This is a genomic window from Arsukibacterium sp. UBA3155, assembly GCA_002364615.1.
Taxonomy (GTDB): Bacteria; Pseudomonadota; Gammaproteobacteria; order Enterobacterales; family Alteromonadaceae; genus Alishewanella.
The window spans coordinates 147,659-159,949 of record DEYP01000015.1 but is presented as its reverse complement, the minus strand read 5'-3'; the positions used below and the strand labels follow the sequence as shown (position 1 = coordinate 159,949).

15 protein-coding genes are annotated in these 12,291 nt (G+C 48.3%); 8 read left to right on the top strand and 7 right to left on the bottom strand.

Annotated elements, in window-relative coordinates; genetic code table 11:
- Positions 1-33: 33 nt before the first annotated feature.
- The gene (locus tag B2X65_RS05885; protein WP_290611257.1) at positions 34-264 is read right to left on the bottom strand and encodes a DUF2789 domain-containing protein; all 231 of its coding nucleotides are present in this window, start codon (positions 262-264) and stop codon (positions 34-36) included.
- A gap of 155 nt (positions 265-419) precedes the next feature.
- Between B2X65_RS05885 and B2X65_RS05880 the strand changes: the two genes are divergently transcribed.
- Both B2X65_RS05880 and B2X65_RS05875 read left to right on the top strand, forming a co-directional pair.
- Positions 420-1,109, top strand: a complete 690-nt coding sequence (locus B2X65_RS05880; protein ID WP_290611255.1) for a GNAT family N-acetyltransferase — start codon at positions 420-422, stop codon at positions 1,107-1,109.
- Complete coding sequence (locus B2X65_RS05875; protein ID WP_290611254.1) at positions 1,096-1,413, top strand: DUF962 domain-containing protein; 318 nt, start codon at positions 1,096-1,098, stop codon at positions 1,411-1,413. The genes B2X65_RS05880 and B2X65_RS05875 overlap by 14 nt, the downstream gene beginning before the upstream one ends.
- A gap of 9 nt (positions 1,414-1,422) precedes the next feature.
- Here the strand turns inward: B2X65_RS05875 and B2X65_RS05870 are convergent, their stop codons facing one another.
- Entirely contained in the window at positions 1,423-1,719 is a 297-nt protein-coding gene (locus B2X65_RS05870; protein WP_290611252.1) for a DUF3301 domain-containing protein, read from the bottom strand.
- A 109-nt stretch (positions 1,720-1,828) separates the two neighbouring features.
- Between B2X65_RS05870 and B2X65_RS05865 the strand changes: the two genes are divergently transcribed.
- From B2X65_RS05865 to B2X65_RS05855, 3 genes are read left to right on the top strand one after another with little or no spacing between them, the layout of a single operon-like run.
- Positions 1,829-2,149: a YqcC family protein gene (locus B2X65_RS05865; protein ID WP_290611250.1), complete on the top strand. Its 321-nt coding sequence runs from the start codon at positions 1,829-1,831 to the stop codon at positions 2,147-2,149.
- A complete protein-coding gene (gene truC, locus B2X65_RS05860; protein ID WP_290611248.1) occupies positions 2,146-2,958 on the top strand; it encodes a tRNA pseudouridine(65) synthase TruC in 813 nt (270 codons plus the stop codon). Before B2X65_RS05865 ends, truC begins: the two co-directional genes overlap by 4 nt.
- A complete protein-coding gene (locus B2X65_RS05855; RefSeq protein WP_290611247.1) occupies positions 2,940-3,386 on the top strand; it encodes a flavodoxin in 447 nt (148 codons plus the stop codon). The genes truC and B2X65_RS05855 overlap by 19 nt, the downstream gene beginning before the upstream one ends.
- Here B2X65_RS05855 and B2X65_RS05850 read toward each other — a convergent pair.
- Both B2X65_RS05850 and cysZ read right to left on the bottom strand, forming a co-directional pair.
- Positions 3,373-4,662, bottom strand: coding sequence for an MgtC/SapB family protein (locus tag B2X65_RS05850; RefSeq protein ID WP_290611246.1), 1,290 nt, complete (start codon positions 4,660-4,662; stop codon positions 3,373-3,375). The genes B2X65_RS05855 and B2X65_RS05850 overlap by 14 nt on opposite strands.
- A 14-nt stretch (positions 4,663-4,676) precedes the next feature.
- Positions 4,677-5,438 (bottom strand): sulfate transporter CysZ, encoded by a 762-nt coding sequence (cysZ, locus tag B2X65_RS05845; protein WP_290611245.1) that lies wholly within the window; start codon positions 5,436-5,438, stop codon positions 4,677-4,679.
- Positions 5,439-5,666: 228 nt separating this feature from the next.
- Here cysZ and B2X65_RS05840 point away from each other — a divergent pair, with 228 nt between their 5' ends.
- The gene (locus B2X65_RS05840; RefSeq protein ID WP_290611243.1) at positions 5,667-5,861 is read left to right on the top strand and encodes a hypothetical protein; all 195 of its coding nucleotides are present in this window, start codon (positions 5,667-5,669) and stop codon (positions 5,859-5,861) included.
- Between the two features lie 59 nt (positions 5,862-5,920).
- Here B2X65_RS05840 and dapD read toward each other — a convergent pair whose 3' ends face one another.
- From dapD to map, 3 genes are read right to left on the bottom strand one after another with little or no spacing between them, the layout of a single operon-like run.
- Entirely contained in the window at positions 5,921-6,745 is an 825-nt protein-coding gene (gene dapD / locus B2X65_RS05835) for a 2,3,4,5-tetrahydropyridine-2,6-dicarboxylate N-succinyltransferase (RefSeq protein ID WP_290611242.1), read from the bottom strand.
- A gap of 9 nt (positions 6,746-6,754) precedes the next feature.
- Positions 6,755-9,379 carry a bifunctional uridylyltransferase/uridylyl-removing protein GlnD gene (gene glnD / locus B2X65_RS05830; RefSeq protein WP_290611240.1) on the bottom strand — a complete coding sequence of 875 codons (2,625 nt, stop codon included), beginning with the start codon at positions 9,377-9,379 and terminating at the stop codon, positions 6,755-6,757.
- Positions 9,380-9,409: 30 nt separating this feature from the next.
- Entirely contained in the window at positions 9,410-10,198 is a 789-nt protein-coding gene (gene map, locus B2X65_RS05825) for a type I methionyl aminopeptidase (RefSeq protein ID WP_290611239.1), read from the bottom strand.
- 332 nt (positions 10,199-10,530) lie between these two features.
- Here map and rpsB point away from each other — a divergent pair, with 332 nt between their 5' ends.
- Both rpsB and tsf read left to right on the top strand, forming a co-directional pair.
- Positions 10,531-11,259: a 30S ribosomal protein S2 gene (rpsB, locus tag B2X65_RS05820; RefSeq protein WP_019674885.1), complete on the top strand. Its 729-nt coding sequence runs from the start codon at positions 10,531-10,533 to the stop codon at positions 11,257-11,259.
- A gap of 103 nt (positions 11,260-11,362) precedes the next feature.
- Positions 11,363-12,235, top strand: a complete 873-nt coding sequence (gene tsf, locus B2X65_RS05815) for a translation elongation factor Ts (protein ID WP_290611237.1) — start codon at positions 11,363-11,365, stop codon at positions 12,233-12,235.
- Positions 12,236-12,291: the final 56 nt, after the last annotated feature.

Sequence of the window (12,291 nt, the reverse complement as noted above, 5' to 3'; positions counted from 1 at the left end):
TGGCACACCGGTTTTTTACCTAATAATTCCGGGTTAATTGTGCAGCTGGGCATTCAATTCATCAATCGTCATAACCCAATCGGCGTCCTCTTTGAACGATTCTTTAATAAAATTGGCCTGGGCCTGATTCCAGTAAGGCGCATCCACCAGCGCCACATTCTCCGGCAACTTATGGTTACTGATAAAGCGCTTAATATCATCAGGTTTATTGTCCAGTCCCAATTGCATAAATAAGTTCGCCATACTGTGCTCAGAGGTATCCATGGTTGCTCCTGTCATCTTTGTAACGGAATGTCATTAAGCATAGACAGTACCCTGCAATATGGCTAATGCGGGCAGAAGGTAACGCCAAAATGCTGCTTGGCAATGGCATGACCGGCTGCTATTGTGATTGAAAAAACAACAATAAGAGAGCCACGATGACTGCAATACTGAGCACATTTAATCCGGAGCATTTAAAAGCTGCGTTGCTAAACGGAGAAGAGCTGAAGCTGGCCGCTTCTTTACTGTATCAGTCGTATCATGATGATCCGCTTTTTTTGACAATTTTCCGCGGCGATACGCCTGATTACGAGCAACGGCTGCGCTCTGCGATTCGCGAGGAGCTAAACACGTTCTGGCAGGCCGGGCAGCCGGTGGTTGGCCTGTTTCATGCTGAGCAATTATTGGGTGTTGCCTGTGTAGTGGGGCCCGATTCCGGCATTGGTAGTGGCCGGCTCTGGCATTGGCGGTTAAAGATGTTACTGACTGCCGGCTTTGTTTCTACCCGCCAAATGCTCGAGAAAGAACAGCGTATTCATGCCGCTATGCCTTATGATCGCTATCATATGCTGGCGTTTATTGCGGTCTCCCCAAAATATCAGCACCTTGGCCTGGGCCATTATCTTATCCATGCCGTTGATAGCATTGTCGACCAGGATACAAGCTCAAGTGGCATAGGTGTTTTTGTTACGCTTGCAAAATATCAGCCGTTTTTTGCCGACGATCACTATCAGAAAGTCACCGAACTGGCATTTGGTTCCGTCAGTGGCAGCCTGATGTTCCGGGCACGACAGGCTGAAGTAACTGCTGATGCAAATAACGGAAATACCGCTGATGTCGCGGTTTAACAGTTTTAAGGCGTTTTATCCGTACTATCTGAGTGAGCATCGCAACGGACAATGCCGAGCCTTACATTATATTGGCAGCACGCTGGTTATTGCGGTGCTGCTTTATAGTGTGCTCAGCGGCCAATGGCTCTGGCTCTGGTTGCTGCCATTAATCGGCTATGGTTTTGCCTGGCTTGGCCATTTTATATTTGAACATAACAAGCCTGCGACCTTTAAATACCCGTTGTACAGCCTGTTGGCTGACTGGGTTATGTTTAAAGATTTTTTAACCGGCCAGTTAAAACATAAAATGCCGCCCCGATAAAACGGAAATTTAAATGCGATGCGCTGGCAGATTAAATGCAGCCAGGCGCATACCTGCCAGCAGCAGTTCTGCAGGGTAGCGGCTTTCTCCGTCAGCGCTGAAGTCGACCTGATACAACGTAATAAAACGAAGCCTGCCATTAATTTTACGAAAGCTGTGGCCATTACGGCCACAGTCGAGCATTTGCAATTGTTGCTGCTGACAAAGTTGTTTTGCCAGCAGTCTGGCGCGCTCGTCCTGTTTGCGTTGCAGCCAGAACACATAGCAAATGGTGCTGATTAACAGCAGCAATAATACCGGGCCCATAAACGTCTCCTAAAATGGTCAGTTGATAATGCTGGTGAAATTACGCTTTTACAAGGGCTGGCTGGCGTTTAAGCTTGTGGTAAACTGCGACCCTTAAAACGAGGTCGTTATGTCAGATGCGATAAGCACTTTACTTGATCAGCTAGAAACCGAATTAAAACAACAGCAATTGTGGAGTGATTTGCCGCCCGACGCGTTGGCTATGGCGAGTACCTTGCCTTTTTGCTGTGACACGCTGCGCCTTGAGCAATGGTTACAATTTGTATTTTTGCCAAGGGTAAGGCTGTTGTTGAAAACCAGCCGGCCCATGCCCGCGAAAGTCAGTGTGCTGCCTTATGCGCAAGAGGCCTTTAAAGCGCAGTATCCCGGTTTATGCCCATTATTAAACCTGATTGCACGGATTGATAGCGCGTTAACGGATGCTCCATGAGCTCAGCCGAACCTTTTGTGCTGGCAACACCCCTTAACATTCTTTATCAGGATCAGTACCTTGTTGCCGTGGATAAACCCAGTGGTATGCTGGTACATCGCTCATTTTTAGATAAGCACGAAACCGTGTTTGTTATGCAAACGCTGCGCGATCAAATTGGCCAGCATGTGTTTCCGGTGCATCGCCTGGACAGGCCTACCTCTGGTGTATTGCTGTTCGCGTTATCGGCAGACGTTGCCCGTTTGCTGGGCGAACAGCAAGAGAAGAAGCAATGGCGTAAACATTATCTGGCGGTGGTTCGTGGTTTTATAGCGCAGGGCGGCGAACTGGATTACCCGTTAAAAGAGCAGCTGGATAAAATTGCTGATAAATTCAGTCGGGATGACAAAGCAGCGCAAGGCGCCATTACCCGATATCAGCCGTTACAGCAGATAGAACTGCCGATCCCGGTCAGTAAGTATCCGGCGGCCCGTTATTCGTTGGTGGCACTACAACCGCTTACCGGACGTAAACACCAGCTGCGCCGGCACCTGGCACATTTACGCCATCCTATTGTTGGGGATACCAGTCATGGTGATGGTAAACATAACGCATTATTCAAAGATAATTTTAATTGTCGACGTTTGTTACTGGTGGCAAAACAGCTGCAGCTTGCTCATCCGGTTACTGGCGAAACTTTAGTGTTTAACGCCGGTCTGAACGAACTTGAGCCACTGTTTGACCAATTTGGCTGGCCTGTGGACGAGCACTATTATCAGCAGCAATTCGCTGCGTACTTTCTGGAGGAAAAATGGCAAAAATCGCCCTGATTGTTGGTTCTGTTTATGGTGGCGCACAGTATGTTGCTGAGCAGGCATTGCCGTTATTAACCGAACTGGGTCACGAGATCGCCATATATGAAGAGCCGAAACTGGATGAAGTGCTGGCGTTTGAACCGATGGTGTGGCTGGTTATCACCTCTACCACGGGGCAGGGCGATATTCCTGATAATTTGCTGCCATTTTATCTTGATGTTAAAAGCCGCTTCCCACTGCTAACCGATAAGCAGTTCGCGGTAATTGCGCTGGGCGACAGCAGCTATGACACCTACTGTGGCGCCGGGGAACAGATGCGTGAACTGTTGTTAGAAGTCCAGGGCCGCGAACTGGCACCGATGCTGCGGATTGATGCCTGCGAGACCCTGGAGCCGGAAAGCGTTGCCTTACCCTGGTTGGAACAACAGGCTAAAAATATCTAAGTAAACCGATGCTAATTCCACCACTTACGATAATAACAGTGGTGGAAAGAACCAGTTTTTTTGCCAGTGCTCTGCTGCCCAATAGCATCACCATGCCGCATTTTACCAGGGTATTACTTAAGGCTGCTACGGTGATAGCGCCTGCAGCCAGGGTAAGCTGTCCGGTGGTTGAACGGGCAAAGTCAGCCATTGACAAGGTTATTGCATCGACATCGGTTAGTCCGGCAACGGCAGCCAGTAAGTACAGAGTTTCCGCTGGCGTATACAGCTGAACAAATTTCACCAGCAACAGTACCGTCGCAAATAGCAGACCAAATTTTATCGCGGCAATCAGGCTAAAAGGGTTCTTCACGGTAACTTCACTCTGCTCCGGACGGTCGGGGTGACTGCTGCCCCGCCAGTAGTAAAGTCCGGCCAATGCTGCAGTAGCGGTTGCCATTGCCCCAAACGGGATCAGTAGCAATGGCAGCAAAGGTTTAAATACGATGGTGATCGTGACCATGACCCGGATAAACATCACCAGCCAGGCAAGTAAAATACCTGTTGCCTGCGTATTCGCAGCGATGTTGCTGGTGTTAGCTTTACTGTTTCTGGCGAAGCTTAGTGTGGTCGCGGTCGATGACGCCAGGCCGCCGGTAATGCCCGTGACAACAGCGCCATGTGCTTCACCTAACCAGCGCACCGCAACATAGCCAAGCAACGACATCGCAGATATTAATACCACCAGCAACCATAGACGGTAAAGATTGATTGCCTGCCAGGGGTCAACCGGCTCGTTAGGTAGCAGCGGCAGCACAATAAAACTGGCGATTAACAGCTTCATGATGGCATATAAGTCGTCATTACCCACTTTATCAACCAGCCCATGCAGTGGCTGCTTAAATGTCAGAATGGCCGAGGTTAAAATGCCCAGCATCACGGCCAGTTCTGTATAGCCATACATCACTGCGCCACCGAGCAGGCAAACGGTAATTGCACTGATTTCACTGGTTAAGCCACCAAATTCATCGCGACCACGGTTTTGTATAACAAAGGCAACGGCTGCAACTATGCCCACAATCAGCGTCACCATAATGAACAACCAGGGGGCCTGAAGATGTAATGATAACCAGGCTGATATGGCCCCAGCCTGCGCGACCAGAATAAAGGTACGCAAACCGCCAAAACTGCCTGGCTGAACATTACGCCGGTGCTTTTCGCGCTCCATGCCCACCAGAGCACCAAGCAACAGAGCGATGAGGAATTTCTGAACCAGTTCAAAATCAAATGCATTCATGTTATCAATAGCTCTTAACAATATTTGTCGAGTTTACGGTATTGCGCCTGGCCTGGACGTTGTTGCTCCGGATCGTTCTGCAAAGCCAGCTTATCAACCCACATCGCGGTGGCGCCGCAGACCGCGATGGGCATAACAAATAAGTTAAACAACGGGATCATGCAGCCAATATTTACCATGATACCGAAGCTGAAGCTACTGGCCGGCTGGGCGCGTAACTGACTGCGCATGGTGTCGAAGTCAATTTTATGGTTATCAAACGGATAATCCAGATACTGGATTGCCATTAACCAGCTGGTAAACAGGAACCACAACACCGGGCCAATGACCGGCAAAAATAAAAACAGTACGAATAAAACAATAGCCCGCGGCAGTGCATAACGTAATTTTTGCCATTCGCGAAGCAGCATGCGGGGGATATCCCTGATAAAACCACCGAGGCCAACCTGCGGTAATGGTTTACCAGTCAAATGCGCTTCTACTTTTTCGCTTAGCAAGCCATTAAAAGGCGCAGCAATAAAATTGGCAACCATGGTAAAGCTGTAAGCCAGGCCGATCACCAGCGACATCACACCCAGTGGAATAAGCAGGTACTCCAGCCAGTGCAACCAGCTGGGCAGGTAAGTTTGCACGGCAGCAATCATTGCTGCGACTTGTTGTAACAATAGATAAAAAGCCAGCGAGAATAACACCAGGTTAATCAGTAAAGGGATCAGCACAAAGCGCTTTAGCCCTTTGGTACCCATAAGTGTGGCGCCCTGAAAGAAATAATGCACTGGACCTCCGTTTTGCCCGCTTTATGCTTGTTTGCGGCTAGTATAACGGCTTGGCCGCAAATTTTGCTTAAATGATACGGTTAATATGGTAACAGAATATAATAATCGCATCAGAATGGGACTAGTGCGCACAGTGCTGGCCTAACCGCTGGTTTTTTATGCTAGAATGCGGCCTGTATTTTGTCGCAAGGCGGCTTCACCGGTTCGGTTAATAACTAAGGGTAAAATATGGCAATGTTGGGCTCGACGCTGGTATTTGGTTTAACCACACTTTCTTTCCTGACAGGTTTAACTTGTCTGATATCGGCTTTGCTGGTGCCGGCTGATATTGGGCCAGAGCAACGTTTTGAAAAGCGTCTGGAATATAGCATTTTCGCCGTCGCCGGACTGGTGTGCTTTGCCGTATTGCAGATATTTGGCTAACGACAGTTAGCGGATAAAAAAAACGGCAGGATAACCTGCCGTTTTTTCGTTTGTACGTACTATTCTACACTGCGCAGCAGGGCATTAATTCCCACTTTAGCACGGGTTTTCGCATCCACTTTTTTGACAATTATCGCCGCATAAAGATTATGGCTGCCATCTTTAGCCGGTAAGGTGCCGGGTACTACCACAGCACCCGCAGGCACTCTGCCATAGCTGATTTCGCCGGTTTCGCGATCATAAATCCGGGTGCTCTGGCTGATGTAAACGCCCATCGATAAAACAGCACCTTCTTCAACAATAACGCCTTCCACCACTTCTGAGCGGGCGCCAATAAAACAGTTGTCTTCAATAATGGTCGGGTTAGCCTGCAATGGCTCCAGTACACCACCAATGCCGACACCGCCAGAGAGGTGGACATTTTTGCCAATCTGGGCGCAGCTACCGACGGTTGCCCAGGTATCAACCATAGTACCCTCGCCAACATAAGCACCAATGTTGACATAGCTTGGCATCAGCACCACATTTTTGCCAATGTAACTGCCCTGGCGTGCGGCCGCAGGTGGTACCACCCGTACGCCATCGGCGCGGAACATGGCATCTGTATAATTGGCATACTTCATTGGTACTTTGTCAAAAAAACGGTTCTCTGCGCCGTCCATCACTGCGTTGTCGTTTATCCGAAAAGACAATAACACAGCTTTTTTCAGCCACTGGTGGACTACCCATTCGCCTGCGATTTTTTCGGCAACCCGTGCCTTGCCACTATCGAGCAGCGCAATGGCCTGCTGCACAGCTTGCTTTACTTCGGCCGATACAGTGCTTGGGGTAATGTCGGTGCGAAGCTCGAATGCATTTTCAATAATGCTTTTTAATTCAGACATGGTGATAGTTCAGCCTTCTGTTTCCTGAGAGAGTTGTGAAATCAGGACCCGTTTAAGCTGGCTTTGTTCATCGCTGCTTAATGCCTGGTCCTGAGCGTTAGATATCATAAAAAAGTCTTCGGCCCGCTCGCCGATAGTGGTAATTTTGGCAGCGTGAATATTAACCCCGCTGCGCTGAAATACCTCTCCGATATCTGCCAGTAATCCGGGCGTATCGAGTGCGGCTATTTCAATCATAGTGCGTGCTTTGGTGTTGCCGGGCAAAAATACGACCTTTGGTGGCACATTAAATTGGCGCATCTGGCGGGACAGACGTGGCTTTTGCCGGGATAAGTCCGGTTTGCCGGCAATATACAGTTCTAACGCCCGTTTTATGCTGGTAAGTCGCGACGGTGAACTGACCGGTTCGCCATTTTGTTCAAGAATAACAAAGGTATCCATGGCGTAGCCATCTTTGTTGGTCATTATCTGGGCATCAAAAATATTCACTTTTTTACTGTCCAGAGCGGCGACCAGTCGAGCGAATAACCCTGGCTGATCCGGCGTATGAATAAATACCTGGGTGCCACCACGAATAGGGGTCTTACTGATTAATACCAGCGGCTCTGCCCGGTCTTTATGGCGCAGGATATGCTCGCAATGCCAAGCAATTTGTTTAGCACTGTAGCGGGCAAAATAGTCCGCTTTTATTCTGCTCCACAGCTGCAGTATTTCCGTTTCACTAAAGGTTTGTTTTAACAGTAATGGTAAGGCTTCACTCTGGTTTTCGCGAATAAGATCGCGTAAATCCATTGGTTTTTCCAGGCCGCGGCGAAATGCTTTTTGGGTTGCCAGGAATAACTCGCGCAGCAATGAGCCTTTCCAGTCATTCCACAGATTATCATTGGTGGCGCGGATATCGGCCAGCGTTAAACAATAAAGGTAATTGAGCCGGGTTTCGTCCCGCACTTTTTCGGCAAATTCGGTAACAACCGCCGGGTCGTGGATGTCCCGGCGCTGCGCGGTAACGGACATCAGTAAGTGGCTTTCTACCAGCCAGGCAACCAGTTTGCTGTCGAACTCACTGAGCTTATGCAATTTAGCAAATTCACGCACGTCCATGGCGCCGAGTTCGGAGTGATCGCCACCTCTTCCTTTGGCAATATCATGAAAAATGCCAGCCAGATACAGTAGCTCGGGTTTTTCCATCCGTTTGACGATGTCAGTACACAGCGGAAACTCACTTTCATGCTCGGGCTGGGTATACTTATAAAGATTCTTCAGCAGGCGGTGGGTATGTTCGTCAACCGTATAGGCATGAAATAAATCAAATTGCATCTGACCGACAATATTACGCCACTGCGGTAAATACGCTGCCAGCACGCCATAGCGATGCATCAGGGTAATGGCTTTATCCATACCCCTCGGGTGGCGCAGTAATGCCAGAAAGAGCTGACGACACGCTTCATAGTCTTGTAAGTCACCCATTAAACGGCGGCGCACCTGTCGCAGTAAACGTAAGGTGGTAGAGTGAATACCGGTAATGTTGGAGTTATTAGCAATATGCCAGAACAGCCGTAACAGGTTATCCCGGCGCGCAAAAATGGCATTGTCCCGCGCTTTAATTAAGTGGCCGCTCAGTTCAAAGTAGTCGTCCAGTTGCTGAACTTTTACCTTGCTGCCCTGATTTAAAATACTGCCTTCAAAATGTTGTAACAACATTTCGTTTAATTCACTGACTCGCTGCACGGTGCGGAAAAACCGCTTCATCATCCGTTCTACCGAGGCTTTGCCATCTGCGCCAAAGCCTAAGCGCTCTGCCGCTGCTGGCTGATAGTCGAATAAAATCCGGTTTTCATTGCGTCCAGCTTCGATATGCAGGGCAAAACGCATTTGCCACAGGTAGGCTTCACATTCCATCAGTTCCTGATATTCGTCTTCTGTCAGGTATTGATAGGCCACCAGTTCGCGCATGGTGCGGGTGTTAAAATGTTTTTTTGCCACCCAGCCGATGGTTTGAATATCGCGCAGTCCACCGGGGTTAGCTTTAAGGTTAGGCTCTAAATTATAGGCAGTGCCATGATACTGGGCGTGGCGCTGTTGCTGTTCGTGCCTTTTTGCCTGAAAAAACTGCTGACTGCTCCAGAAATCGTCACCGTTAATTTGCTGTTGTAACTGTTCAAACAACGGCTTGTTGCCGGTAAGCAAACGCATCTCCAGCAAATTTGTGGCAATGGTAATGTCGTCTTTACCCAGCTTTATGGTTTCTTTTAAGGTGCGGACACTGTGGCCAACTTCTAAACGCAAATCCCACAAACTGGTGATAAAGCTGGCTATAGCTTCTTGTTGGCTGTTCGTTAAACGCCGGTCAGATAAGATCAATAAATCAATATCGGAATACGGATGAAGCTCGCCGCGGCCATACCCGCCCACAGCGATTAAGCTCAGGTTGTGTTCTTTAGAGAGCCCAAAGTGTTGCCACAGCTGGCTTAGCACAGTGTCAACAAAACGGGCTCGGGCTTTTACCAGGCCATTAATCGGTTGGTGCTCAAAACTGCGCACCAACCAGTCATGAAAGTCGTTAAAATGCTTTTTATAATTTTCCAGGGTAAAGCTGGCGGGCAATGTCCGGTTAAATTGTAATGTTTGCGTCATACGACTTCCTGCTGAACGATTAGTGAGCGGTTACTCTGCTATTAAGTGGCGTTCCAGCGTCTCGTCACTGCGCAAAGTCAGAATTTCACAGCCATCATCAGTAACCAGCAGGGTATGTTCAAACTGGGCGGACAGACTGCGATCCTTGGTCACGACGGTCCAGCCATCTTTTAACATTTTACTGTGACGGCCACCGGCGTTAATCATCGGTTCTATGGTTAAGCACATACCGGTTTTCAGCACTTCGCCCGTGCCCGGTTTGCCATAATGCAGAACTTGTGGGTCTTCATGAAAAACTGCACCGATACCATGACCGCAGTATTCACGCACGACAGAGTAACTGTGCTTCTCGGCGTGCTGTTGAATAACATGGCCAATGTCGCCCAGCCGTACACCGTTTTTCACCAGCTTTAAGGCCAGATATAAACATTCCTGGGTGACTCTGATCAGCCGCTCAGCCATGATGCTAGGTTTACCAACCACAAACATTTTCGAAGTATCACCATGGTAGCCGTCTTTGATCACGGTAATATCAATATTAACAATGTCACCTTCCTTTAGCGCTTTGTCATTTGGAATGCCATGGCAAATCACCTGGTTAACTGAGGTGCAAATAGACTTAGGAAAACCATGATAATTAAGCGGAGCAGGGATACCCTGCTGCTGATTGACGATATAATCGTGGCACAGCGTATTTAATTCATCAGTGGTGACGCCGGCCTGGACATGCGGTCCAATCATTTCTAATACTTCTGCTGCCAGGCGGCCAGCGACGCGCATTTTTTCTATTTCGGCGGCGGTTTTAATATTTGCTGTCATCACTCTCTCTCGGTCACTACGGTTGCGGTGATCAGTAGGGTTACTAATACCGCTGGAAAAATACACATTTCATTGTGTTTGGCAGCTTACTATGGTATAAAGCGCGCCGCAAATTAGCAAATTGCATTGTACTTTTCTTTTCCGGGCACCGAAGCTTATTTTTGATAACTTCTGGTTCTTAGTTATAAAAAGCTGATGCACTGGTTTGCGAAACTAAACTTAAATTTTAAATAACACACATGCATCGACACATAGTCCGGGGTGCCTGCGCAATAGCAAAGGTCGGGATATGGGATGCATGGAGGCCTAACCCCCAAACAGGAATTAATATCATGGCAAAAGTTTCTATGCGCGACATGCTCCAGGCGGGCGTGCACTTCGGTCACCAAACCCGTTACTGGAACCCAAAAATGAAGCCGTTCATTTTTGGTGCCCGTAATAAAGTTCATATCATTAACCTTGAGCAAACCGTACCAATGATGAATGACGCATTAGCGTTTATTCAACAGGTATCTGCCAAGAAGGGTAAGATTTTATTCGTTGGTACCAAGCGTGCCGCGTCTGAAGCCATCAAAGAAGCGGCAGCGAAAGTTGACCAATTCTATGTTAACCACCGCTGGTTAGGTGGCATGCTGACTAACTGGAAAACGGTTCGTCAGTCAATCAAACGTTTAAAAGACCTGGAATCGCAAAGCCAGGACGGTACTTTCGACAAGCTGACCAAAAAAGAAGCTTTAGACCGTACCCGTGAAATGGATAAGCTGGAAAAAAGCTTAGGCGGTATCAAGGACATGGGCGGTTTACCAGACGTACTGTTCGTGATCGACGCTGACCATGAACACATCGCGATCAAAGAAGCCAACAACCTGGGTATTCCAGTAGTATCAGTTGTTGATACTAACTCTGATCCTAAAGGTGTTGACTACGTGATCCCAGGTAACGACGATGCTATCCGCGCTATCCAGTTATATCTGGCAGCGGTAGGTCAGGCTATCCAGGAAGGTCGTGACAAAAACATCGAAGTTCAGGCAGAAGCCGAAAGCTTCGTTGAAGCAGAATAATTTTTCTGACATTTAAGTTTTAACGCTTAAAACAGAAGACCTTTGCAACAGGGGCAACTCTTGCCCCTGTTTGTCCAACCGGAATTAATACGAGGAAGCTCCCATGGCTGTAACTGCGGCTTTAGTAAAAGAACTTCGCGAGCGCACTGGCGCTGGCATGATGGATTGTAAAAAAGCATTGGAAGAAACGGGCGGCGACATTGAAGCGGCCATTGATGCCATGCGTAAAAGCGGCTTAGCAAAAGCGGCGAAAAAAGCTGGCCGTATTGCGGCGGAAGGCGTTATTATTACCCGCGTTGCTGACGGTTACGGTTTAGCTGTTGAGTTTAACTGTGAAACAGACTTTGTTGCCCGCGATGCAAACTTCCTGGCATTTGCCAACAGCGTTGCTGATTTAGCGCATGCTAACAAGTTATTCACTGCTGAAGCGATTTTAGCCGCTGATTTAAACGGCACTTCAGTTGAAGATACCCGCGCGACGCTGGTTGCCAAAATTGGTGAAAATATCAACGTACGTCGTGCAGCTGTTGTTGAAGGCGCTGTGATTGGACAGTATGTTCACTCTGGCCGTATCGGTGTGTTAGCGGTGCTGGAAGGCGGTAACGAAGACGTTGCAAAAGATGTTGCTATGCATGTTGCAGCGAATAACCCAAGTTATGTTAATCCGGAAGACGTCTCAGCTGAAGTGGTTGAGCGTGAGCGCCAAATCCAGATCGACATCGCAGTTAACAGCGGTAAGCCAAAAGAAATCGCTGAGAAAATGGTTGCGGGCCGGATGAGCAAGTTTACTGGTGAAGTAAGCTTAACCGGACAGCCTTTTGTGAAAGATCCGTCAATGAGCACTGGCGAATTCTTAAAGCAAAACAGCGCCAAAGCAATCTCTTTCATCCGCTTAGAAGTGGGTGAAGGCATTGAAAAGAAAGAAGAAGATTTTGCTGCTGAAGTAGCTGCACAGATCGCCGCGGCGAAAAAGTAATTTGCGCTTTAGCAAATTGGCAAAACCCGCTAGAATAACCGCGACCTAAGGTCGCG